The organism is Rufibacter sp. LB8, from assembly GCF_014876185.1.
Classification (GTDB): domain Bacteria; phylum Bacteroidota; class Bacteroidia; order Cytophagales; family Hymenobacteraceae; genus Nibribacter.
On the sequence record NZ_JADALJ010000001.1, the window covers coordinates 3220017 to 3244873 of the forward strand.

A 24857-nucleotide genomic window follows, 5' to 3' on the forward strand; every position below is an offset into this window, starting at 1 on the left:
GGGCTCATTTTCAGAAATGAGCCCGAAAACGGCTTTTAAGTTTTCCACAAGTCTGGCACAAAATTTATAGGCATCGTATAAGACCTGCCGCCCAGAAAGCGGTTTTTTCACTTAAACCAAGCCTGTATGAAAAAGAAAGTATGGTGGGGAATGTGCCTGGTGGCCACCTTGGGATTTGCCTCCTGTTCAGATGCTGACAAAGAAGAAACCGGCGCCGCCCGCCTGGAAGTAAGAATGACCGATGCCCCCGGCGACTATGACGAAGTGAACGTGGACATCAGGTCAGTGCAGATTCACCGCGAGGCCAATGACAACGGCTCCGGCTGGACCACCCTGGAAACCATTCACCCCGGTGTGTATAACTTGCTGGACTTCGCCAATGGCCGCGACACGCTGTTGGCCTCTGCCAATTTACCGGCGGGCCGTATCTCGCAGATCAGACTTATTCTGGGCGAAAACAACACCTTGAAACTGAAAGGTGATCCCACCCGCCGCCCGTTGACCACGCCCAGCGGGCAGACCTCGGGCATTAAGCTACAGATCAACGCAGACCTGCAGCCAGACGTGACATATGCCCTGCTCCTGGACTTTGACGCCGCCAAATCTGTGGTGTCCCGCGGTAACAGCGGCGCTTATAACTTAAAACCCGTGATCAGAACGCTAACCCAAGCTCTGGCCGGCGGCATTAGAGGAACCGTCACGCCTGCCGCCGCCAAACCCGGTATTCTGGTGATTTCGGCGGCTAATGACACCATTGGCGGCTTTGCCGATGATGCCGGTAAGTTTCTGATCAAAGGCGTGCCTGCCGGAACCTACAAAGTGCAGTTTTCCACCTCAGCCCCTTACGTGAACAAAGAAGTGACCAACGTGGTGGTGACCAATGACCGCATCACAGAGATTCCTGCGGTGACGCTAAACTAAAGTCTACAAGTACCTATAAAAAGAGAAAGGGAGCCCGCGTTGGGCCCCCCTTGTCTTTTCCGTTTTCGGGCTCAATTCTGGAAACGAAGCCAAAAACGCAAATTTTACAGCTCCATGTCTTGCCCGTACCGAATGCGCACGAAGGTCACGTAGTCTGAGTTGATAGGCTCATGGCCGGCCAGCCGCAACTCTCTGGCAACTTGCCCGCGGTGGTAGGTGGCGTGGTTAATGGCGTGGGTAAGAATGTCGCGCACCTTGGTGGAGTACTGCTTGCCTTGGGTGTTGGTGTAGTCAATGGTGCGGTCCAGCTCGGTCTGGTCTGCGTTGGCGTACAATTCAATCAGTTTAGGCGAAGTCTGGGCGTGCAGTTGGTGCAGTTCTGGCAGGCTGTGTTTCTGCAAAACGGTCACGGGGCTTTTGGTGCCGGTGATGCGGGCAATCCAGATGGCCTGGGCGTTGAGCAGGTGGCTGAACATAAGCGTGGCGTAATCTGGCAGGTCACCGGCAATGCGGTCCAGGCTTTTCAAGATGCGGCCGTTGGCCCAGGCGTTATATTCTGTGAGGTTTTGCAATACGTCTGTTGAGGTCATGTCTGTGTGCTTGGTAAAAACGCTGGTTGGTCAAACAGCGGGCAAAAGTAGTAAACGCAGGCGTCAGAAAGAATGTTTATCCCAGTTTTCAATGAAATGCACGGCATACGGCCAGAAAACCAGCAGTCCCACCGTCGCCGCCGTGACCGCCGCCATGAGCACCGCCGCCGCCGCAATGTCTTTGGCTTTGCCCGCCAGCGGGTGTCTCTCCGGCGAAACCAAATTCACTACCACTTCCAGGGCCGTGTTGAAAAGTTCGGCCATCCAGACCAAACCAATGGCGCCGGCAATGGCCACCCACTCCCATCGGTTTAACCCAACATAAAACCCCAAGGCCACTGCCAGCCCCGCCGACAACACGTGCCACCGAAAGTTGACCTCAGACTGGAACGCCGCCGCCAAACCCTGCCCCGCATACCCGAAGCTGTTGAGTCTTTGCCTGAGAAACGTGGGTTTTCTGGGTTGCATGTAGAGAATTGGGTGTATGGTGAAGGTCAGTGATTGTCTTTAACAAAACAAGCTGAATTCTCGCTTTCAAGCTGCTCAGGGTAGCAATGCTGTGCACTATTTATTTTACAGCTGAACCCCACCAGGCCTAGACGTCAACGGTTTGACCTCTTTAACGCCATCACCAGAGAAAAAGCTGCTCTTTAGATAAAGAAGGATTTCCGTTTTCGGGCTCATTTCTGAAAAAGAGCCCGAAAACGGAAATATGAATGGGCTTTTAGGTTTATACTGATGGCTTGGCTGTTTTGGGTTCAGCGGTTACACTTTTATGATGATGTTCTTGCGGTACATTATATAGAGTATGAGCATCCAGAAGAGAATCCAGGTGAGGGCCCAGGCCAGTGATGCGTTGTACGGCGACAGCCACGTGGTATAAAACGATTCATAGAGCCAGGTTTTGCTGTCCACTTCGCCAGCTGGCGTGCTTACCTTGATCATGCCCATGATTCTAGGGATAAGGCCCGAGAGAAAGAACACCGTGATGGCATTTACGCCATACACCAGAAACGGCGTGGTGAACCGGCGGTAGCCTTTCACGTCAATCAGCCAATAGCAGAGCCCCAGGCCCAGCATGGCCAACCCGCCGGTGTACAACACATATGAGCTGGTCCAAAGGCTTTTATTGATAGGGAAATGCAGGTCCCACACCAAGCCGGCCATTGTTAAGAGTACGCCCCAGACCATGAGCCAGGCAATTTTGTTTCCCGGTTCGTCTTTCCGCTTGAGCCATTGGCCTACCAGCACCCCTATCATGGCACTCACTACCGCGGGCAACGTGCTCAAAATGCCTTCGGGGTCCCAGACTTTAGCGTATTTCCAGAGGTGACCCGGCAGCAAGGCGTTGTCTACCCAGGCCGCCAGATTGGTAGTAGGCTGCAGGTTGGCCTGCCCTATGCCCGGCACCGGGGCAAACATGAGCAGCAGCCAATAGCCTACCAGAAACACCGCGCCCAGAATGATTTGTGTTCTACGTGTTGTTTTCAGGAAGATGGCCGCCGCTATGATAAACACTACCCCAATACGCTGGAGCACGCCCGGTATGCGCACGGTCTCAAAGTCAAACGTGGGGAACAAGGCCAGAAACAAACCCAGGGCAAACAAGGTGAGGCCCCGGCGCACAATCCGGAGCAAGGTCTTAGAATGCGAAGCCGGGTCCAGTTTCTTGCCAGACAAGGCATAGGCAATGGAAACTCCTACTATAAAAAGGAAAAACGGAAAAACCAGGTCAGTGGGCGTGCACCCATGCCAGGCCGCGTGTTTGAGCGGCGCATAGATTTTGCCCCAGTTGCCCGGGTTGTTCACCAAGATCATGGCCAGCACCGTGATACCCCTGAACACATCCAAAGATAACAGACGGGAGGCGGCAGCAGGTGCCGGTAAAGGAGGACTAGGATTGGTAGTTGAGTCAGGAGGAGATTGCACAGTTGAAAACTAAAAGATGGAAAAAGTGAGGGTCTAAAACTTTGATAAATGATAATTGGGCGAAAACATGCCTGTTGGGCCTAAATTCAAAATCTTGAAGAAAACGCCCTATTGCGTTAGCAAACTATAAAAATTTGTTATGATTCCGTAGTTAAAAAAAAAATTTCAAAAGTTTTCTTGCTTTGGAGGAGGACTCTCTCTATATTTTCAACAAATAAGAAAACTGTCTGTAATGCCAGCCAAGCCACCCTTGAAGAATACTATTTCCTTGGGTCTTAACAAAGGTTATTAAAATAGCAAACTATAAGGCAGATAGGTTTTAAAATTGAAATATTTACTTTTAACAAGGGTTTTTTTGATAAATGTATATTTTTTCATTGTCACAAGACATTAAATTGCTTTAACTTGCGGAAATTTTTGTGTAGATTTCATTTGCCTGCTTGCTAAGGTTGGCGCATGAGATTGACACCCGGCTCTATTGTATTGTTTCACCTTGCTCACCACCTAAAAACCAACAAATTCAGTTTCTAAATTCTTACCTATGAAAGTAGTATTACGGTTAATGTTGTTTGCCATGAGCTTCTTGATAGCTCAGGCAGGTTTTGCCCAAAGCAAGACCATTACGGGGCGGGTGACCTCCGCTGAAGACGGCTCTGCCCTGCCCGGCGTAAGCGTGGTAGTAAAGGGGACCACTATTGGTTCTTCTACAGACGGAGACGGTCGCTTCTCTATTGATGCCCCGGTTGAGGGAACGTTGGTGTTCTCTTTTATTGGCATGTTGCCCCAAGAGGTAAAGGTGGGTGCTGCCAGCTCCATTAACATTGTGCTCAGGTCAGATGCCAAGGTGATGGATGAAGTGGTGGTGGTAGGGTACGGTACTCAGATGAAGAGTAATGTAACTGGTGCCATTTCTACCGTTGACACTAAGGTATTAGAGTCAAGACCCATTGCCGACGTTGCCCGTGGCTTACAGGGAACCGTGCCAGGTCTTACCATCACTACCCCCAGCGGTCAGATTGGTTCAGCGCCTGTTATTAAATTAAGAGGAAACTCTGGTACCCTTGTTGGGAATGGAGGAGCACAGCCGCTTATCTTGGTAGACAACGTTGAGGTTCCAGATTTACAATTAGTAAACCCAGATGATATTGAAACCATCTCTGTCCTGAAAGATGCGGCTTCGGCTTCAATCTATGGTTCCAGAGCGGCTTGGGGTGTTATCTTGATTACTACCAAAGGTGGTAAAAGAGGTGCGCCTAACAGAGTGACCTACTCCAATAACTTCTCTTGGAGCACGCCTACCCAAGTGCCAGAATTGGCCCCGGCTCCTGAGGCCGCTGAAATGGCCTTTGGTGCCAGAAGAAGAGTAGACCCATCTGCTGCGTTGATCAGTGCCGCCGGTGTGCGCATTGACTTAACGGCCATTGAGAAATTGCATGAATACCGCAGACTATATGGTGACGGTAGCCAGTTCAGCATGGAGATGGTGGAAGGCCGTGACTATGAGATCAGAGATGGTGGCGTTTATTTCTACCGCCCTTGGGATGTGAATGAACTGTTCATGGAGAAATGGGCTCCCCAGCAAACGCACAACCTTTCAGTTTCTGGCGGCAGCGAGAAAACCAATTACAACCTTAGCGCTAGTTATTTAGACCAAGGCGGTATCTATAAAGTAAACCCAGATGATTTCAAGCGCTACACCATTAACATGGGCGTTAGCACAGAAGTAAACAAATGGTTAGACATTAGAGGTAAGTTCTTGTACTCAAATACAAAGTTGACTGCCCCTTTCATGTTCTCCTCTGCTACGTATGACCCATGGTTCTATCTGTACAGATGGCCTTCTATTGCTCCTTACGGTACCATCAATGGCCAGCCTTTTAGAAACTCTATTACAGAAACAGCTCAGGCTAAACTGAACGAGACAAATAAAGGATTTACCAGAGTAAACGTAGGTGCCACCTTCAAACCTGTAAAAGGATTGACTGTAGATGTGGACTATACTTATGGTAGAACAAATGATGACTACAAAGAAGTAGGTGGTAATATTGCGGCACTTGACCACTGGAGTGGTATTGACCAAAGCAACAAAATTCCTTACCGTGTATATACTACCTCTTCTTTTGATAGAGTGGGCTACCAGACTTGGTGGTCAAACAGACATACTGTAAAAGGGTTTGCCACTTACAACCTTGACATTAACCAGCACTCAGTGAAGTTCATTGCCGGTGGTGATATTGAAGAACTTGAAAACTGGTCTTTGCTGGCTAGAAACACAGGCTTAATGGACCCTAACGCCGGTGAGCTTAACTTAACTAGTGGGTTATTGCCTACTATAGGTGGTTCCCACGGTGGGTTTGCTACAGCGGGTGTGTTTGGTCGTATCAACTATGCCTTTAATAACAAATACCTATTGGAGATAAATGCCCGCTATGATGGTTCCTCCAGATTATCTCCTACCACCAGATGGGGCTTCTTCTCCTCTGCTTCTGCCGGTTATGTAGTTACCGAGGAAGCATTCATGGAGTTTGCCAGACCAGTGCTGTCTTTCTTGAAACTTAGAGCTTCTTATGGTTCAGTAGGAAGTGAAAACCTGCCAATAGGTTTAATTTACCCTACCATGCCTAGATCAAACTCTGGTTGGCTTGTAGGTGGTGTAAACATGCCAACAGCTGGTTCTCCTGGCGCGGTAGGTGATAAACTTACCTGGGAAACCGTTTCTACCTTAGACTTTGGGGTAGATGCTAGATTCTTAAATGACAGATTTGGTTTCACCTTTGACTGGTTCAGAAGAAGCACAATTGACTTGTTAGGACCTGGAGCTACCTTGCCAGTTACTTTTGGTACTGGTGCACCGCAGGTAAACTTTGGTGAAGTACGCGCAGATGGTTGGGAACTTGGTATTGATTTCAAGCATTCCTTCAACAATGGCCTTAACATCAACGCCATGGTTGCCCTTTCAGATGTAGTGGAAAAAATCCATGAATACAGAGATGGATCTAGCGGCAGAATTATTTCAGCCAACTACCAAGGCAGAACACTTGGTGAAATCTGGGGCTATGAAACAGACAGATTCTTTACCGAAGACGATTTCAAGAGAGATCCTGCAACCGGTCAACTGCTGATGGAAAGAGGCGCTTACGTGTACCAAGATGGCGTACCTGTTCAGACATTCTTAGAATATGCTGGTTTGAGATTTGGGCCTGGTGACATCAAATACAAAGACTTGAATGGTGACGGTAAAATTGACCGTGGAGACAACTCTGTAGAGAACCCAGGTGACCAGAAAGTGATTGGTAACACCACGCCAAGATATCAGTATAGCTTGCGTTTAGGAGCAGACTGGAAAGGCGTTGATGTGAGCATGTATCTGCAAGGCGTTGCAAGCCGTGACTATTGGGCTACGGGTCAAATGTACATCCCAGGCTGGAGAGCGCACGAAGCATGGTACGCCCATCAGTTAGACTATTGGACTCCTGAGAACCCCAATGCATTCTACCCTAGGTTGACCCAAATTGGCGAAGCCAGCGTTTTCAACTTCCAGCCACAGAGCAAGTACTTGTTAGACCTGTCTTACCTGCGTGTGAAAAACGTGCAGATTGGCTATACCATCCCTAAAGCCATTTCCCAGAAAGTGAAGATTGAACGCTTGAGAGTGTATGGTAGCGGGGAGAACCTCTTTACGTTTGACAACCTGAACGGTGTTCCTATTGACCCAGAAGTAAACGTGACTCCAGGAAACCAAGGCGATGCCACCGGTGTTGGCCGTGTGTACCCATACCGTACGTCTTTCTCAGTTGGTGTACAGATCACCCTTTAATTTCTAAATTGAATCAAGATGAAAAATAGATTATTTGCTTTCCTATTCATAGCCATGACTGCGGTTAGCTGTGATGATGATTTATTAGAGAAACCACCCTTAGATGCCTTGACTGACAATACCTTCTGGTCAAGTGAAGCCAATGTGAGAACTTTCTCCTATGGGTTCTACACCGCTTATTTCTCAGGCTATGGTACCAGTGCCGCTGCCCAGGGAACCCATTGGTCTGGTAACAACCAGGTGTTAAGTGATGACAGAGCGCCCAGCGCGCCAGTTCTGTTCACTTTAAACCCGCCAGCCTCTGGTGGTGGCTGGGACTTCTCTTGGGTGAGAAGATCCAACATCTTAATTGACCGTGTAGCTAACGCCCCTGCTTTATCTACGGATGCCAAAGCCCATTGGGGTGGTGTAGGCCGCTTCTTTCGTGGTCTGGAATACCATGACCTGGTAAGAAGATTTGGTGATGTCCCTTACTATGATTACGTGCCTGGTGATTCAGACATTGCTAGTCTTTACAAGGCGCGAGATTCCCGTACGTTTGTTATGGATAAGGTTTTGGAAGACTTCAAATTTGCCGCTGAGAATGTAAGAACTCCTGCCGCAGAAGGTACTGCCGGCGGTACAAAAGGGCTCACCATCAACAAGCAAGTAGTGTTGGCCTATATGTCACGGGTTTTCTTGTTTGAAGGTACGTGGCAGAAATACCACATGAACAACCCAGCCAAAGCCAAAGAATACTTAGAAGCTGCTAAATGGGCCGCTGACCAGGTAATGACTACGGGTGGTTATAGCTTAGGTAGATACAGAGAAACATTCACATCTTTTGACTTGGCTAACAACCCAGAAGTTATTCTGTACCGCCAGTATGTAGATGGTATTCAGATGCACGCTACCATGAGCTACAACAACAAAGAAGCTCAGTCTGGTGCCTCCAAAGACATGATTAATTCTTATGTCACTAAGAACGGTCTGCCTATCAAGCAAGCAGGCAATACGCAGTACCAGGGCGATAAAGGAATTAAGAATGTAATGGCCAATAGAGACCCACGCATTACAGAGACTTTTGTTGACTCCATACGTTTACTGGGCATGCGGTATAACAACAAAGCCGTATACAATTACTCCACTTCTGGCTATGTATCGCATAAATACTTAGAAGAAACCACCAAAACTCTTCCAGCAGGTAACGGTCAGGTAAACGTAACAGATGCTCCTATCATTAGATACGGCGAAGTCTTGATCAACTACGCAGAAGCAGCCGCTGAATTGGCTACTGTGGGCGGAGCAGCTCTCTCGCAATCTGACATTGACAGATCAGTGAACGTGTTAAGAAACAGACCAGGTATTGGTGTAGCACCGCTTCAGGTTTCTGGTGACCAGGCACTCGTAGCTGGAACACCTATAGAAGACCCAGATAGAGATGGCTCAGTTAGCCCAATTCTGTGGGAAATCAGAAGAGAGCGCCGCGTAGAGCTTATCTTTGAAGGCTTTAGATATGATGACCTGAGACGTTGGAAAAAGCTTATTTACGCTGACACGCAGGTGAATGGTGATATCAACAGAGGTGCCTGGGTATCTAAAGACAACCCGGAGTACACCCTTGGTACCGTTCGTTTAGCCGTAGGCGATAATGACGCACCAAGCACCACCTTAAGAGAAGGCTACGTAGTGCCTTCTTTCAATGCCACTGGTGTGCGCATCTTTGACAACGACAAACATTACTTGGCACCATTGCCTCTTAACCAAATCAACTTATATAAAGCAAATGGTTTTGTGTTAACGCAGAACCCAGGCTGGGAATAATTGATTTAGTTTCTATAAAAAGGCCGCTGATGGAAACATCAGCGGCCTTTTGTTTTGTAGCCACCTGACCAGCAGAAGAACCAGCAAGCATTTGAGATACCGGCCTGAATTCGCTAAGCTATAGGCAGATTTTAAAGGGAAGCAAAGTCAAGTGGTATTGGCTACTCCCAAAGGAACAGACACAAGAAAGCCCTGCGTTTTCGGGCTCATTTCTGGGAATGAGGCCTAAAACAGAAAACCCGCTGCATTAGGTGCAGCGGGTTTTCTGTTTTCTATACTACGTTCAGGATATGCTTAGCCTTTCAAGCTGCCAATCATGTCTTCTGGTTTCACCCATTCAGTGAATTGTTCATCGGTGAGTAAACCTAAATCAAGAGCCGCTTGCCGAAGAGTAGTTCCTTCTTTGTGCGCTTTCTTGGCAATCTTGGCGGCGTTGTCATAGCCCACGTGCGGGTTCAAAGCTGTTACCAGCATCAAAGAGTTTTCCAGCTGGCGTTTGATTACCTCATAATTAGGTTCAATGCCCACAGCGCAATGTTTGTCGAAGGAGTCACAGGCATCGGCTATTAAACGGGCGCTCATAAGTAGGTTGAAAATCATGACCGGCTTGAACACATTCAACTCGAAGTGACCGTTCATCCCTCCTACTGAGATAGCCACGTCATTTCCCATTACCTGGGCGCAGACCATGGTCATGGCCTCTGCTTGCGTGGGGTTCACTTTGCCGGGCATGATGGAGGAACCAGGTTCGTTTTCCGGTATGATGATTTCACCGATACCAGAACGCGGACCCGAGGCCAACAGTCTTATATCATTTGCAATCTTCATCAAGCTCACGGCCAGTTGCTTCAAGGCACCGTGCGTTTCTACCATGGCGTCATGCGCGGCCAGAGACTCAAACTTGTTTTCGGCGGTTTTCAACGGCAAGCCAGAGAATTCAGAGATTTTCTGCGCCACCAATTCGGCGTAGCCATTAGGCGTGTTCAACCCAGTACCAACCGCAGAGCCGCCCAATGCCAACTCGCTCAAATGGTCTAAGGTGTTTCTCAATGCGCGCATGCCATGATCTAACTGCGACACATAGCCAGACAATTCCTGACCCAGCGTAAGCGGCGTGGCGTCCATTAAGTGCGTGCGGCCAATCTTCACCACGTGCATAAATTCCTGAGATTTGGCGTGCAGCGTATCTCTCAGCTTCTGCACCATGGGCAGCGTGTTCTGCGTCACGGCTTTATAAGCCGCAATGTGCATGGCCGTGGGGAACGTGTCATTGGAAGACTGCGACTTGTTCACATCATCGTTCGGGTGGATCTTCTTTTTCTCGTCCATCAGGTCGCCGCCCAGCAAAACGTGCGCGCGGTTAGCCACCACTTCGTTCACGTTCATGTTGCTCTGCGTGCCAGAACCAGTCTGCCACACCACCAGCGGAAATTGGTCAGCCAGGTCACCAGCCAAGATTTCGTCACACACCCGACCAATGATTTCGGCTTTGTCTTGCGCCAGTACGCCCAGCTCCGCGTTGGTGTAAGCGGCGGCTTTCTTCAAAATGGCGAAGGCGTCAATCACCTCTACCGGCATCAATTGTCCGCCAATGGTGAAGTTCTCTTTGGACCGTTGGGTCTGGGCGCCCCAGTATTTATCGGCGGGCACCTCTACGGGCCCCATGGTGTCTTTCTCTATGCGTATGCTCATGTCTGTTAGAAAATGGTTTATACTTGGTAGAAGGCCCAAAATTACGCAATTATTCATAAAAAACGGGTGCCCCAAAGAGAGCACCCGTTTTTGCCTTCGTTTCTGGAAATGAGCCCGAAAACGGATATCTTTTTTCTGCTTTGAGTTTTCAATTCGAAGTAAAATCTTACTGTTGGGTAACTTATTGTTGTAGAAATCGCTGTTCGGGGGAATCGCTGTTCGGGATTTCTAATCCTGAACCACTCTGTCAGGGATTTCCTAATCCCTGTTGCTGCCAGTTGGTAAGCGCGTACGGGGATTGATAAATCCCCAACAGAGTACTTTCGGATTGATAAATCCGAAAGAGCGAGAAAGACTAACCTACCACTAAACCTGCTTCAAGTTTTCAACTTGGAGCCACCCATTGAGCAAGTTTATCAACTTGCGTATTTTGCTATTAGAAAAATAAGGCCCACTATGGCGCGGAAGTAACTTCCGCGCCATAGTGGGGTAAAGAATGTATTTAAAGTATAAGGAAGTTTATAAACTTCCAGCGTGGATAGCCACAAGTTTAAAACTTGCGGCAGCAAAAGTAGTAGCGGTTCCGTTTTCGGCTTCATTTCTGAAAACGAGCCTGAAAACAGAAATCATCTCCACATTCTCACAACTCCAAATTTCCACATTACAACTAGCACATCAGCACATTGAAAAATTAGCACATTAACCTACTTCCGTTTGGCATTCACTTTCCCCGACAGGCCGCTTTCATTGTGCAGGCGGTCTACGGCGGTCACGGCGTAGGTGTAGCGCTCGCCGGGCTTAGCGGTTTTGTCTGTGTACGTGGTCCCTGTGTGCTGCAGTGCTAGCAGATGCGCCGGGTTCTCTGGATTGATGGTCTGGCCTTGCAACACGCGGTACACCACATAATACCTGGCTAAATCCCCGTCTGAAGCTTTGGCAGGCGCGTTCCAGGTCAAGGAAATACCATCTGTGTTGTTTTTAACTTTCAAGTCAGTGGGAACCAAGGGCGCCACGGCGTCTTTCCAGGGCATGGCGGGGATTAACGCGGGATGGCGGTAGTAGTTGGCGCGAAGCGTGTCTTGTACGCCAAGCGGGTTGCTCATGACAGATTTAGAGCTGAAGAACACGCTGCCGTGTACGCCGGGGTTGGCGCGGTTGAGGCGCATCTGTCGGCCGCTTTCCAGTGGGTCATGCCATTCCTTGAAACGGGCGTCAGAAGCTACGCGGTAGGTGCCCAGGCCAATGTAATTGTGCTTCCCGAAGCTGTTCTTCGCCCACCAGTCCAGCATTTTGGCGTAGTCTGCCACGGGATAGCCAATGTGGAAATACAGTTGCGGTACGTTGTAGTCAATCCAGCCTTTCTCCAGCCATTTGTACACATCGGCGTACAGGTGGTCATAATTGGTGAGGCCGCCTTTGGTGTCTGAGCCACGCGGGTCTTGGGTCACGTTTCGCCAGATGGCAAAGGGGCTAATCCCGAATTTCACGTACGGCTTGGTGGCTTTGATGCTGTCAGACAAGACCCTGATGACCTCGTCTACATTGTTCCTGCGCCAGTCATCTTTGTTAGTGAAACCAGCGCCGTATTTCTTAAAATCGTCTTCATCTGGGAAGGGGGCAGACGTTGGGTACGGGTAGAAATAATCATCGAAATGCACGGCGTCAAGGTCATAGCGGCGCACCACGTCCATGATCACGTCAATAATGTAGGTCCGTACTTCAGGAAGGCCGGGCTTGAAGTATTTCTTGCCGCCATAGGTCACAAACCACTCAGGCTTGGTCTTGGTGATGTGGTCTTTGGAGATGTTGGCGCTGATAGTGTCATGGGTGGCGCGGTACGGGTTAAACCACGCGTGGAATTCCATGCCGCGCTTGTGTGCCTCTTCAATCTGAAAGGCCAGCGGGTCATACGGCGGATTAGGCGCTTGCCCCTGCTTGCCAGAAAGCCAATGTGACCACAATTCTTTGGAACTCCTATACAACGCATCTGTGGTAGGCCGCACCTGCACAATCAAGGCATTGATGCCGTTTTTCTGATGTTCATCCAGAATATACCTGAACTCCTCCATCTGCGTCACTGGTGAAAGCCCTTGTTGGCTGGGCCAGTCAATATTCCCCACCGTGGCAATCCAGACGCCCCTGAACTCGCGTTTGGGCGAGGCCGAAGGTGTTTGGGCCTGCGCGGAGAAGGAGAAAAGGCAAAGCAGCGCAACTGCCAATCTGCTAAAGGGTGAGAGAAACCAGCTTTTCATAGTTTTTAAAAATGTTTAAGAACCTGAATGGCAAATACGTTTCTTTCCCTGGCTCTTGCAACATTTACGGGCAGCTAATTTCCGTTTTCGGGCTCATTTCCAGAAACGAGGCCAAAAACGGAAATCACTTCCCAGTCTGCAGCACCTCAAATGGAATGTCCATCAACGGGTAATTGCGCCAATCATTGAAATCATAGTGCCACCACTCTTCAGCATAAACTTTAAACCCGTGCTTGTGCATCATCTTCTTGAGCAGTTCACGGTTCTTTTTCACGCGGCGTGGCACATTGGCATACTCCGCGTGTGACTGCGGAATGGTGGCGTCATAGGCGGTGGGCATCTCCAGTTCTTTGCCGTCTTTCAGGCGCACCAAGGTCACGTCCATGGCGCAGCCGCGGTTGTGCTTGGAGCCGTTGCGCGGCGAGGCCACATACACCGTGTCTTTGATTTTCTCATAGAAATGAACCGTGACCTGGTACGGGCGGTAGCCGTCAAAAATCTTAAGGCCCAGGCCCAGCGGTTGCAAATCTGCCTGTATCTTTTTGAGGGCATCGGCCACGGGTTTGCGGGCGAAGGCGGTGGCCGTTTTATAGACAGGCTCCCCTACCAGATTATCTGCGGTGGCATATTTAATGTCCAGCACCAGGCCCGGAATGTACATAGCTAGTTCCACCAGTTCATGGTTGGGGTTGGCGGCCACCTGCTGCCGGTACAACTCCACTGAGGTCACAATGGGCAAGCCGTACGGGCCCTTCGGGATGGCGGGTAACGGGGTCTGCTGCGCCCAACCAAAAGAAGAAAGCAGCGCGAAAAGCAAAGTAAGGGCGAAGTGTTTCATTTCTGTCTGTACACAAGGTAGGCCAAAACGCTGGATGCTAAAAAGGTGAGAAGCCGGAGCCATTCAATACGGCCCGAGGCATAGTATGTGAGTCCTAAAGCCACCAGGGCCAATAAGGCACCCAGGCTGAAAAGGAAAACGAGAAGCTTTCTGTTTTTCATGAACATCTTGACACCCCGCGGGGTTTTGCTGCTTTTAAATGGTAAGGTTAAGAGAAAGTTAAAGTCGGCACGCCACGTTTGGTACCCGTGGTTTTTGCTGTATTTTTAAAAACGAAGCCAAAAACGGAAAACCATCTTCGGCACGCGGGCCTGGGTAAAATCTCCCAGACGCCTAAGTGGTAAACGAAGACGATGCTACCGGCGGTAAAGAAAATCCTGTAATTTTATAGAGTTTCTTCCTACTAATAAAAGAAGGAAAACCAGCATTTCAAACCACAACCTTACCATAAGACCCTTTCCTATGAATAGAAAACTGAAAATTGCGTGTCTGTCCATGCTTATAGGGAGCATGGCCTTGCCACCGGCCGCCCCGTTGTGGGCACAGGCCAGCAAGAAACCAGTAGCCAAACCAGCCGCTAAATCGATGGCCAAACCGGCGCCAAAGGCCAGCTCAGCGGCGTCACAGTTCAACCTGCCCTACGAGAAATACAAGCTGGCCAACGGCCTGGACGTGGTGCTGCACCAAGACAAATCTGACCCCAAAGTGGCGGTGGCCATTATGTACCACGTGGGCTCTAACCGCGAGAAACCGGGCCGCACCGGCTTTGCGCACTTCTTTGAGCACATGCTTTTCCAGAACTCAGAGAACGTGGGCAAGGGCAACTTCATTAAGGGCATCAACGAGATTGGCGGTTCGTTCAACGGCGGTACGTTTGAAGACGGCACCGTGTATTACGAGGTAGTGCCCAAAGATGCCCTGGAGCGCGTGCTCTGGATGGAGTCTGACCGCATGGGTTTCTTCATCAACACCCTAAGTGAGTGGGGACTGGAGAACGAAAAGCAGGTAGTCAAAAACGAAAAACGCCAGCGCGTAGACAACCAGCCCTACGGCCACACAGACTACGTGATCAAGAAAAGCCTCTACCCGGCCAGTCACCCGTACAGTTGGGATGTAATCGGGTCTTTGGAAGATTTGCAGAACGCCACCCTGGCAGATGTAAAAGAGTTTTACGACCAGTGGTACGGCGCCAGCAACGCCACCTTGGTCTTGACCGGCGACTTTGAAACCCCAGAGGCCAAGAAGCTGATTGAGAAATACTTCGGTGAACTCAAAGCCAAACCAGAGCCCAAGGCTTTGCCGCTTATGCCTGTGAAACTGGCGGCCACCAAGTCATTGTTCCACGTGGACAATTTCGCCAACCTGCCTGAACTGACCATGGTCTACCCTACCGTGGAGCAGTACCACAAAGACTCGTATGCCTTGACCATGTTGGGCAGCCTGCTTTCTAGTGGAAAGAACTCGCCGTTTGAGAAGATTATTGTAGAGGAACGCAAACTGGCACCGGGCGCCTCTGCCGGCCAAAGCTCCAGCGAGATTGCTGGTACGTTCAGAATACGCGTGCGTGCCTTTGATAAAAAAGATTTGGACGATGTGCAGGCCGCCATTTTTGCCGCCATGGCCAAGTTTGAGAAAGACGGCGTAGACGCCAAAGAACTGGCTAGGTTGAAAATTGGTCAGGAAACCGCACTTTACAACGGCATCTCCAGCCTGCTGAACAAAGCGTTCCAGCTGGCGCAGTACAATGAATTTGCCGGGGACCCGGGCTTCGCCAAGAAAGACATTGCCATGACCCAGGCCGTCACCGCCCAGGACATCCTAAACGTGTACAACAAATACATCAAAGGCAAACCGTACGTGGTGACCAGCTTCGTGCCGAAAGGCCAGGAAGAATTAGCCCTGAAAGGTGCTGTGAAAGCCGATGTGGTGGAAGAGAAAGTAGTGCCCGGCGCTGAAGCCGCCAACACGGCCAAAGAGTCTACCGCCTTCGTGAAAACGCCGTCTAAGATGGACCGGAGCAAGATGCCCGCGCTGAGCAATAACTTCAAGTTCAACGCGCCCGCCATCTGGACCAGCCAGCTTAAAAACGGCATGAAAGTGTACGGCATTGAGCAGAATGAATTGCCCCTGGTGCAGTTCAGCATTCAGATTAAAGGCGGCATGCAGCTAGATGACCCCAAGAAGATTGGCACCGCCGCGCTGGTAGACGCCATGCTCATGGAAGGCACCAAAAACAAAACGCCGCAGCAGCTGGAAGAAGCCATTGGCCAATTGGGCGCGTTCATCACCGTCAATTCCTCCTCAGAAGATATTACGCTTTCAGGCAATACCTTGGCCCGTAACTTCCCCCAGGTTTTGAAACTAGCCGAGGAAATCTTACTGGAGCCACGTTGGGATGAAGCCGAATTTGCCAAAGCCAAGCAGGCCGCTTTAACCCGCATCAGACAAAACCAGGCCAACCCGAACTCGGTGGCGTCACTGGCCTTCAACAAAGTGCTCTACGGCGAAAACAGTCGGTTTGCGTTCCCTACCTCCGGCACCCAGGAAACCGTGGAAAGTATTACCCTGCAAGACCTGAAAGACTACTACCAGAAGAATTTCTCGCCCAGCGTGGCTAGTTTCCATGTGGCCGGCGCCATCAAGCAAACCGATGTCACCAAAGCCCTGGCCAACCTGGAGCAGAAATGGACCGCCAAAAACGTGGCCTTGCCTTCTCCGGTGACTGCCACCGCCAAACCTGCCGCCCGTCTCTATTTCATTGACCAGCCAGATGCCAAGCAGAGCGTGATTTACGCCGGTTACCTGGCTGTGCCCGCCAACGCGTCAGATTTTGCCGCCTTACAGGCCATTAACTACAAACTGGGTTCGGGCTCCGCTTCTACTTTGTTCAACGTGCTGCGTCTGCAGAAAGGCTACACGTACGGCGCCTTCTCGGCGTTTTCGCGCAAACCAACGGCCCCCGGCGCGTTCTTCGCGTCTAGCAGCGTGCGCACCAACGTGACCAAGGAATCTTTGCAGACCCTAGATGAAATCCTGAAAAACTACGGCACCAGCTACACGGAGCAAGACCTGGCCACCACCAAAAACGCCCTGGTGCGCGAAACCGCTCTGGGCTATGAAACCCTGGGAAGTCTGGTAAGCCTGCTGGAAACCATTAACACCTACAACCTGCCCCTGGACTATCTCAAGAAAAACGAGCAGGCCGTGCAGACCTTGAGCTATGACCAGGCCAGATCCATGATTACCAACTACCTGGACCCATCTAAAATGGTCTACTTGGTGGTAGGCGATGCCAAAACCCAGCTGGCCAACCTGAAAGACCTAGGTCTAGGCGAACCGGTAATTTTGCCGAACAAATAGATTTTTTTAACTCGATGCAAAAGCCCGCCACTTCAACGTAGCGGGCTTTTCTTTTTCCGTTTTCGGGCTCATTTTCAGAAACGGGGCCAAAAACGCGAAGCCGCGACTGGTTATTGATTATTGCGGGCGTTGCCCCATCTTTGCAAGAAAAACAAACCCGTTGCGTTTACAGTTTACTAAGACCATGGCGAAAGGAAATCTATTTTGGATGCTGCTGGCGGGCTTCTGCGCCCTGGCCAGTGCCTGTGAACCCGAGAAGCTGGAACGCGGCAAGGAGATGGCCGTGGAGGCCGAACGCCACAAGGTCAAGCGCATCACCCAGGAAGACACGGAGAAACAAGCCCTGCTGGCTGGGGACACCATCATTGGCATGGTGGAAGGCGCGTTCCTGCAGCTCGCCGAAGCCCAGCCCAAAGAGCAGGCCCTGTTCGTGTCCCATCCCGACAAACTCCCCACTGTGCAGGCCATCCTGCGCCGCTACAACGCCCGTTTAGTCAGAAAACAATTCGCCACTGAGCAGGAAATGGACGCCTATTTAAAGAAACATTTCCTGAAGGCCGAAAAAGACAACCTCCAAGCCAATGCCCACCTCAACGTAGCCAGCCAAGAAGTCCTGTTCCAGCGGCCCATCATTGTGCGCCGCCGCAACTGCGCCAGCTGTGACGAACCCAGCCTCCTTGATTTCACGGCCACCGAGTTAGACAACCTGCGCGTGTTCTCGGCACAAGGCAAACCCAACGGATTTCAGGAAGGCCAGGTGCGGGGCGTGTGGCAGGTGGTTTTCCCTCGGCAGAAAGTTATTGAGCAAATCACCCTCAAGACCAAACCCTCCCGCCGTGGCCGCGGTGGTTTCTTTGGAAGTAAGCCAGATACCGTGAACGCTACCCGCTGATTTACACAAAAAACAAGGCTTCCTGTTTTCAGGCTCATTTCCAGAAATGAAGCCGAAAACGAAAACCGTAGAGACCAGGCACTGCCTTGTCTTCTGCGCATTCCAAAAAAGCTCCCCTCCTGTTCTAGGAGGGGTTGGGGGTGGTACACATTCCTTCCCTTAAAAGCCTACTTCACCACAAAAGTACTACTAACAGTCCCTGGTTTCCCGGTGGGGGTCATGCCTTCCAGCACGGTGCGGTAGGTAGCGCGTTGGTCAGCGGTGTAGAAGGAGACTTCGGCTTTGCCGCTGTCATCTGTCTGTATCTTGGGGTTCCAATAGAGCGTGGTACGAAGGTCAGGCATGACCACGTTGCTGGTTTCGGGTTTGTCATAGGCCGGCAGGTAGAACTCGCGCGCCTTCTGGAAGAACAAGCCTTGGTACGTGGCTAGTCCGGGTGGTTTGCTGTTCTTGTTGTCATTGCTGCCGCCGCCTTTCTTGAGCGTGACGGCAATAACGCCGTTGTAGCCCTGCGGACCGTAAACCGCCGAAGAAGCGCCCGGTTTCAGGATTTCCACGGCTTCTACATCACTGACAATCACAGATTGTATGAAGGAGGCATCTACCGGCGAGCCGTTCAACAAGAATAGCGGCGGGCCGGCGTTGCGCATGCTGATCTGGCCGTCTTTGATTTGCAGCCCGGCCACGCGGCCTTGCAGGGCTTGCAAAACGTCCATGCTTCTGGGTAGGTCTGACCCCATGATCACGCGGTCGGCGGTGGTGTGGCGGCTGCCGGCGGGTGGTTTGAATTCTTCACGTTTCTTGCCGCGCACTTCCACTTGTTGCAATAGAATGCCGCTGCGGCCGGTGAACTGGTCTAGTTTCAGCTGTTCGCGGTTGCGTTGCAGATAAGCCCACACTTCATTGGAGTACAGCGAAGGCACCAGGTTGAACGGAGGCCGAGGGAAGGCCTGAATCTGCGGCAAGTTGCTGTCTAAGGTAAGGAACGCCGCCGTCACCCCGCGGCCCGATTGCACCGTGAGGCTGGACGTGTCTGGGAAACTGGCCAGCGTGAACTTAAACTTACCGCGGTCATCAGTCTGGAGTTTGATGGTGCTCTCCACTTTGTTGTGGTTCATGACCAACACATCTGAGTAAGCGTCTGGCTGCCCGGTAACTTTCATAACAGAGCCGCTCAGGTAGATATCGCGCTCCGCGGGGAAATTGATTTCCGGGGACTTGTCCTGCAGCACGTCTTTCCAGACAAAGCGGCGCCAGCCTTGCGTGAGCAGCAGATTGTCCAGGGCCTGGGCTACTTCTGGGGTGGCTGCACTGAAATAATAAGACGGGTCTTCAATGTGGCCTTTGAGGTCTGAGCTCAGCAAAAGGTAAGACACCAGGTTGGCGGCGTGCGGAGCCGGAGTCACGGCTTTCTGGTCTGTGATAGCCATGGAGAAATGCCCGGCCACGGGCGCGCCGGTTTCGTCTTTGGCTTGTATCTGCAGGGTCACTTTCTCGCGGGGTTTGTAGGCGGGTTTGTCTGGGGTGACGGTGAGTTGCACTTGCGGGGAGTGGTTGACAAATACCAGGCGCTCGGCCAGGGGTTCACCGGCCTCAGAGAACACCGTGAACTGCACCAAGCCCGATGGGAATTTGTTCTTTGGCACGTCTACCTGAAAAACCGCCTGTGCGCTGGGGCTGGAAGCCGCATACAAGACTTCGCCGCGCACTTGCGCCACCAGATGCAGTGCCTTTGGTTTGCCTACGCTGTCCTGGTCAAAGCCAAGGCTGTAGAATTTAACCCTGATGTTGGCAGGCTGCTTGCTGTCTACGCTCAGGATAAAGCCTTTTTTCTGGGGCACGGGCAAGGCAAATTCTTGGGCAGCGCCTTTGCCTGCCGTGATTTTGGCGGTGTATTTTTTGTTGGCGGCTGGTATAAAACCGGTTCTACCCATGCCATATTTCTGGGTCTTCAAATCGGCTACTTTCTGGCCCTGGTTGTCATAGATGGCGCCCTGCACGTCTTTGCCCAGGCCGTTGCCGTCAATGGCTTTAAAGCCCACGGTGTTCCAGAGCCCGCTGACCAGGTTGCCGCCCTCCGGGAAGAACTGCACATCCAGCTTTTCCTGGGGCCTGGGCACGGCTATGGTGTGGTTGAGGTTGCCGTTGGCCTGCTCCAGCGTAAGGAAGATTTTAGGGCTTTGGGCTTCGTTCTTGTCCATGAAAAACCGCAGCGTAGATTTGCCGTCTGCCGAGGCAGTGGTTTTCCTGGTGCCGGCTTTCTGGTCAAAATTGGTGGAGTATGAAAAAACGGCCTGCGCCAGCGGTTTGGCCTGGTAATTCATCAGCCGCAGGTTTACCAGCACAGAGTCACCGGTGGGCTGGGGTTTGAACGTGAAAACCGGGGCTGTCACCAAATCATTCTTGCGGGGGCTCCAGATGGTGATGTTCTGGTGAAAGAAATGGTCTTCGTCAAAGTTCTGCATCCAGCTGGTGAAGGCGCGCAGGCGGTAGTTTCCCTCGGGCAGGTCGTCGGGGAGCCTGATGTCGCCGTGGCCTTTGCCTTTGTCCAGGCGCACCACGGTGGTGCTGTGGAAGGTGTTCTCTGGCGTGATGAGCTCCACGTACAACACGCGGCTCTGGGTGCTGGGCGCGTGGCTGTGGGCGTTGACCAGGTAGGCTTTGAACCAGATATCATCGCCGGCGGCGTAATACGGTTTGTCTAGGTGCAGGTACACTTTCTCCTGCGGAAACTTGAGGTTGAGCGCCGTGAGTTTGGTGACCAGCCGGTTGATGACATCAGTTTGCTGCCAGGCCGGCGGCGTAAAGGCCAGAAACAGACCGGCCATGGCCAAAAACAAAAACAAATAACGCTTTGGGAAGTTGTGGAAAGACATGCAGATGAATTAATACAGCGCCAGGCACGGCACAAAGCCCTGCGCCCAACGTACTTTCAAGAGAGAACGTAATTTACAGCAGTCTCTTTCATTAAAAAAACGATTCCTGCGTTTTTGGCCTCATTTCTGGAAATGAGGCCAAAAACGGTTAATTTTGCACCCAAATAATTCAAACAGATAATTCTATGGCTATTATACAGGCAACAGACACAGATTTCCAGCAGGTGCTGGAGAGCAATGAGCGCGTGGTAGTGAAGTATTTTGCAGACTGGTGCGGCAACTGCCGGTTGTTTTCGCCTAAGTTCAAGCGCATGGAAGCCAATGAGGAGTTTGCCGGCGTGGCCTTTGTGGACGTGAACGCCGAGACCAGCCCTGAGGCCCGCAAACTGGCCGGCGTGACCAGCCTTCCGTTTTTTGCCGTGTTCAAGAACGGGCAACTGGTAGAAGGAACCGCCACCAGCAAAGAAGATGTTGTGTTGGAGTTAATCAGAAAAACCGCTTAATCCGCATGAAAATACCCGCTATCAAAAAACTGGTGGAGACGCAGACCATAGACAGCCTGCGCGAAGCCGAGGAACAATTGATCAACGAAGAACCCACCGCCTTTGAGATTGAGGGCGAAGACGAGGGCGAGAAACTGACCCACGTGTTTGGCGCCATCTGGATCCTGAACCACATGGGTGACCACAACACAGACTTCAAAACCGCCCTGCGCGAATTCACCCAGAAAGTACGCGTTTCTATCAATTAAGTACGGGCTCTGCCTGGCACAAAGAAGGGCCGCTCTTGTGAGAGAGCGGCCCTTCTGCTTTTACGTTTGCCGGAATGGTTACTTGGTGTTAGAGAAGAATCTATCGGCTTGTTTCATGCCTTCATCGGTGCAGAGACCTCTTATGTAGTAGAGAAACACGCTCCTGAAGACTTCGGCCACGTTGTAATGCTCGGGGGAGAAAACGGCGGGGTTCACCACCAGGGCCAACTGCTCCAGCATGATCTTGGTCACCAGCTGAATGTTGATGTCATGCCGCAATTCTTTTTTCAGCACGCCATCGTTCAGAAGTTCATGCACCAGGTGGTTGGTGTAGGTGTTAGAACCTTCCCAGTACACCGCCCAGGCCTTGGGGTAACCCTCCATGATCTCCTGCAGCACGGTGGGCACGGAGGCGCGCAGTTGCTCCAACCCAAACTGCACCACCAAGAGCAACCGCTCCAAGGGGCTGTCTACCCCTTCAAAAAGCGCGTCATGGTCCTGCTGGCGGGTTTCCAGATCAAACTCTACCACCTGCATCACCAAATCTTCCATGCCGCCCGGAAAAAATTCATTGAACGTAGCCGATGAGATGTCTACCCGCGAGAGAATGCTGGCCTCTGTCTGCTGAGAAAGCCCTTCCTGCCTGAACAGGTTCTGCGCTTCCTGCAACACCGTTTTCTTAAATGTCATTGATGCTGTGTTATGGTTCACCAAAGGTGTTCTGTGCGTGTGGCCGTGCCTACCTTTTAAGCGAAAACAGAAACGTGCCTGGTAGCTTAAAGGGAAAAATCACTGAAAAAGTTCTCCAACTCCTTGTTGCCTTTCTCTGTGGAAATGCCTTTGAGGTAATATAGAAAAATGCCCCTGAACACTTCAGACAGGTTGTAGCGCTGCGGCGGAAACAAAGCCTGGTTTAGCACCACGTTGATCTGTTCCAGCAGCACCTTGGTCACAATTTCAATATTTAGGTCCTGCCGGTACAACCGTTGCTGCACGCCTTTGTTCAAAAGTTCATAGAACAGGTAATAGGAGTGCATTTGAATGTGGCGCAGGTACAGGGTCCAGATGCGGGGGTAAAGGTACTGAATCTGCACAAAGAACTTGGGATTTATAGTGAGCAGTTGCGAGGTGTGGTGCCGCAGGATAAGCAAAAGTTGGCCAATGGGGTGGTCTGCCTGCTCCAGCAAGCCCAACTGCGCTGTTTTCTGCTCCTCCAGAAACAACTCCACCGCCTGCCGCAGAAAATCTTCTTTGCCAGAGAAACGGGCATTGAAATCTTCTGCTGGCAGGCCATGCTCCTCCATGATTTTCCGCTCCGTCAGGTCTTTGATTCCTTTGGCGCAGAAGGCCTCCATGGCGTTTCGTAGAAGCTCTTTCCTGTTTAACGTCTTTTCCATCTGTACATCCACAAGCGTTAACAAAAATAGCATTTTTTGGGAGACCTCCTATTTTCTCTTTGGCTACATGAAATATTTCATAGTAATTCATCGTTCAGGCTTGCTACAAGTGCGTTAGCAGCCAATTTCTCTAAAGTTCAGGAACTCAGAAGTGGGTATTAACGCTAAGCCAACCATGTGTTGAAACTATAGAAAATAGGAATGTTGGCAGAGTGGCCAAGAGAGAACAGCCCGTTTTGGGGCTCATTCCCAGAAACGAGCCCGAAAACGGAAAATAGCCTGCCTCAGCTATGAAGAACTATTTCTTGGTGTACAGCCGGAAGAAGACCTGACCTTGCTTTACCTCCTTCACCAACCGCCAGTGGTTCTCCAGGGCCAGCAGTTCCTGGTCTGTGAAACCGTTGAACACGTTGGAATGCAGCATGTAGCGTTGGCTGGCAAAATCCTTCGGGGCGAAGGCGCGCTGGTCATGGCTCAGGTCTGTGAACGCAGGGGCGGCCAAATTAGGGAAATCAGAGCCTACCTCCTGCCACGCAATCTGCTCCTGGTCCAGGTAAGTCATCATCTGTTTTCTGATGGAGAAATACGGCAGATACGCCAAAGACGCATCCCAGCCCTTGGCCACCGTGGCCGGATACTGCCAGAAATGCCCGCTCAGCAAAGACAAAACCGCCACGGCAATCGCCGCTTTTCGTGCAAATGCCCTTGTGTGGTACGCCAGCAGAGAAGCCGAAAGAATTCCCAGAAATACGTACACCACCAGGTAATACCGGTGCCCGATGGGGTTGGTAAACCACACCAAAACCAGGCTCAGCGTCACCAGCGGCACCAGCATAAGCACCAGCAGTTCCTTGGTTTTGGTGGAAAGAAATTGTCTGCTTTGCCACAACAAGACCGCCACCAGCAACCACAAGCCCACCCGCCCGAAGTCCAATAGCCGCCACGCCATCAGCCCCAGGTTCCGGAGGAATTCCTTACCAGATATAAAGTGGGAATAAGCACCCCAGTCTGAGGAACGGTTGTAGCCAATCCACCCAAAATGCCGGTAATGCAGCCACAGCCAGCCTAAGAGCAACAGGCCTGCCGGCACATAGGGCAACATGATTTTACAGACTTCCAGGCCCCTGAACTGTTTGGAATGTAGCCACCAAAATAGAACCTCTGTGAGGAAAACAGCCGGAATCAAAAGTTGACTCCTGGGGCTCAGCACCGCCATAAACAGCAGCGCCAAAACCTGTAGCCCTCTTTTTTCCTGCAGGAAACTGTTCACCGCCAGCAGGTACAAGAAAAGCAAGAGAATATCGGGGGCTACCAGGGTACTCTGCGCCAGCCAGGTGGGGTCCAGCAGTGCCAGGAGCAAGCCCAGCCACACCCAGCCCAGTGGTAGATAGCGCCTGGAAAGCAAATACACCTGCCAGACAATGCCCAGCAGAAAGGGCAGCATGAGAAAATGGCTTACCGGCACCGTCTTCCCGAACATATGCCAGCCCGCGGCCAGGTACAAGCCAAACAACGGTGGGTAACCAGCCATTTCCTGCGGCACAAACAGCGTGCTGAAGTTAGTCTGGTAATACCATTGCCCGTATTTAGACGCCAGCAGAATACTGTCCCAGAAAAACCCGTTATGCCGCACGTACCAGGTGAGCAGCAGCAGACCCAGCATAAATGGCGTGAACAAGGGCCACGCTTTCCGGAACGAGGTGAAAAAGGACATACAATTCAGGCGCTGCCAAGAGATG

17 protein-coding genes are annotated in these 24857 nt (G+C 51.2%); 7 read left to right on the top strand and 10 right to left on the bottom strand.

Annotated elements, in window-relative coordinates:
* The first annotated feature begins 126 nt into the window (after positions 1-126).
* A complete protein-coding gene (locus tag IMY23_RS13475) occupies positions 127-921 on the top strand; it encodes a DUF4382 domain-containing protein (protein ID WP_192822587.1) in 795 nt (264 codons plus the stop codon).
* 104 nt (positions 922-1025) lie between these two features.
* Here IMY23_RS13475 and IMY23_RS13480 read toward each other — a convergent pair whose 3' ends face one another.
* The 3 genes from IMY23_RS13480 to IMY23_RS13490 all read right to left on the bottom strand — a co-directional run bounded on the left by IMY23_RS13480 (position 1026) and on the right by IMY23_RS13490 (position 3440).
* Positions 1026-1511: a DinB family protein gene (locus IMY23_RS13480; protein WP_192822588.1), complete on the bottom strand. Its 486-nt coding sequence runs from the start codon at positions 1509-1511 to the stop codon at positions 1026-1028.
* A 63-nt stretch (positions 1512-1574) separates the two neighbouring features.
* Positions 1575-1979 carry a diacylglycerol kinase gene (locus IMY23_RS13485; protein ID WP_192822589.1) on the bottom strand — a complete coding sequence of 135 codons (405 nt, stop codon included), beginning with the start codon at positions 1977-1979 and terminating at the stop codon, positions 1575-1577.
* Positions 1980-2276: 297 nt separating this feature from the next.
* Positions 2277-3440: an acyltransferase family protein gene (locus IMY23_RS13490; protein WP_370589852.1), complete on the bottom strand. Its 1164-nt coding sequence runs from the start codon at positions 3438-3440 to the stop codon at positions 2277-2279.
* A 541-nt stretch (positions 3441-3981) separates the two neighbouring features.
* Between IMY23_RS13490 and IMY23_RS13495 the strand changes: the two genes are divergently transcribed.
* On the top strand, positions 3982-7257 hold the full coding sequence (locus IMY23_RS13495) for a TonB-dependent receptor (protein WP_225986508.1): 3276 nt from the start codon (positions 3982-3984) through the stop codon (positions 7255-7257).
* 18 nt (positions 7258-7275) lie between these two features.
* A complete protein-coding gene (locus IMY23_RS13500) occupies positions 7276-9060 on the top strand; it encodes a RagB/SusD family nutrient uptake outer membrane protein (RefSeq protein ID WP_192822590.1) in 1785 nt (594 codons plus the stop codon).
* A 294-nt stretch (positions 9061-9354) separates the two neighbouring features.
* On the opposite strand, the gene fumC is transcribed toward IMY23_RS13500, so the two are convergent.
* The 3 genes from fumC to IMY23_RS13515 all read right to left on the bottom strand — a co-directional run bounded on the left by fumC (position 9355) and on the right by IMY23_RS13515 (position 13842).
* The gene (gene fumC / locus IMY23_RS13505; RefSeq protein ID WP_192822591.1) at positions 9355-10752 is read right to left on the bottom strand and encodes a class II fumarate hydratase; all 1398 of its coding nucleotides are present in this window, start codon (positions 10750-10752) and stop codon (positions 9355-9357) included.
* A gap of 704 nt (positions 10753-11456) precedes the next feature.
* Entirely contained in the window at positions 11457-13004 is a 1548-nt protein-coding gene (locus IMY23_RS13510) for a glycoside hydrolase family 10 protein (protein ID WP_192822592.1), read from the bottom strand.
* 124 nt (positions 13005-13128) lie between these two features.
* Positions 13129-13842 carry a M15 family metallopeptidase gene (locus tag IMY23_RS13515; protein WP_192822593.1) on the bottom strand — a complete coding sequence of 238 codons (714 nt, stop codon included), beginning with the start codon at positions 13840-13842 and terminating at the stop codon, positions 13129-13131.
* Positions 13843-14304: 462 nt separating this feature from the next.
* Between IMY23_RS13515 and IMY23_RS13520 the strand changes: the two genes are divergently transcribed.
* Both IMY23_RS13520 and IMY23_RS13525 read left to right on the top strand, forming a co-directional pair.
* Positions 14305-17202 carry a pitrilysin family protein gene (locus IMY23_RS13520; RefSeq protein WP_192822594.1) on the top strand — a complete coding sequence of 966 codons (2898 nt, stop codon included), beginning with the start codon at positions 14305-14307 and terminating at the stop codon, positions 17200-17202.
* Positions 17203-17386: 184 nt separating this feature from the next.
* Positions 17387-18094, top strand: coding sequence for a hypothetical protein (locus IMY23_RS13525; RefSeq protein ID WP_192822595.1), 708 nt, complete (start codon positions 17387-17389; stop codon positions 18092-18094).
* A gap of 167 nt (positions 18095-18261) precedes the next feature.
* Here the strand turns inward: IMY23_RS13525 and IMY23_RS13530 are convergent, their stop codons facing one another.
* Positions 18262-20970, bottom strand: a complete 2709-nt coding sequence (locus IMY23_RS13530) for a TonB-dependent receptor plug domain-containing protein (RefSeq protein ID WP_192822596.1) — start codon at positions 20968-20970, stop codon at positions 18262-18264.
* 185 nt (positions 20971-21155) lie between these two features.
* On the opposite strand from IMY23_RS13530, the gene IMY23_RS13535 reads away from it, so the two are divergent.
* Both IMY23_RS13535 and IMY23_RS13540 read left to right on the top strand, forming a co-directional pair.
* Positions 21156-21473 carry a co-chaperone YbbN gene (locus IMY23_RS13535; RefSeq protein WP_192822597.1) on the top strand — a complete coding sequence of 106 codons (318 nt, stop codon included), beginning with the start codon at positions 21156-21158 and terminating at the stop codon, positions 21471-21473.
* Positions 21474-21478: 5 nt separating this feature from the next.
* Positions 21479-21721: a hypothetical protein gene (locus IMY23_RS13540; protein WP_192822598.1), complete on the top strand. Its 243-nt coding sequence runs from the start codon at positions 21479-21481 to the stop codon at positions 21719-21721.
* 78 nt (positions 21722-21799) lie between these two features.
* Here IMY23_RS13540 and IMY23_RS13545 read toward each other — a convergent pair whose 3' ends face one another.
* From IMY23_RS13545 to IMY23_RS13555, 3 genes are all read right to left on the bottom strand, one after another.
* A complete protein-coding gene (locus tag IMY23_RS13545; protein WP_192822599.1) occupies positions 21800-22411 on the bottom strand; it encodes a TetR/AcrR family transcriptional regulator in 612 nt (203 codons plus the stop codon).
* A gap of 86 nt (positions 22412-22497) precedes the next feature.
* Positions 22498-23118, bottom strand: a complete 621-nt coding sequence (locus IMY23_RS13550; protein ID WP_192822600.1) for a TetR/AcrR family transcriptional regulator — start codon at positions 23116-23118, stop codon at positions 22498-22500.
* Positions 23119-23416: 298 nt separating this feature from the next.
* Positions 23417-24832: a hypothetical protein gene (locus IMY23_RS13555; protein ID WP_192822601.1), complete on the bottom strand. Its 1416-nt coding sequence runs from the start codon at positions 24830-24832 to the stop codon at positions 23417-23419.
* Between the last annotated feature and the right edge of the window lie 25 nt (positions 24833-24857).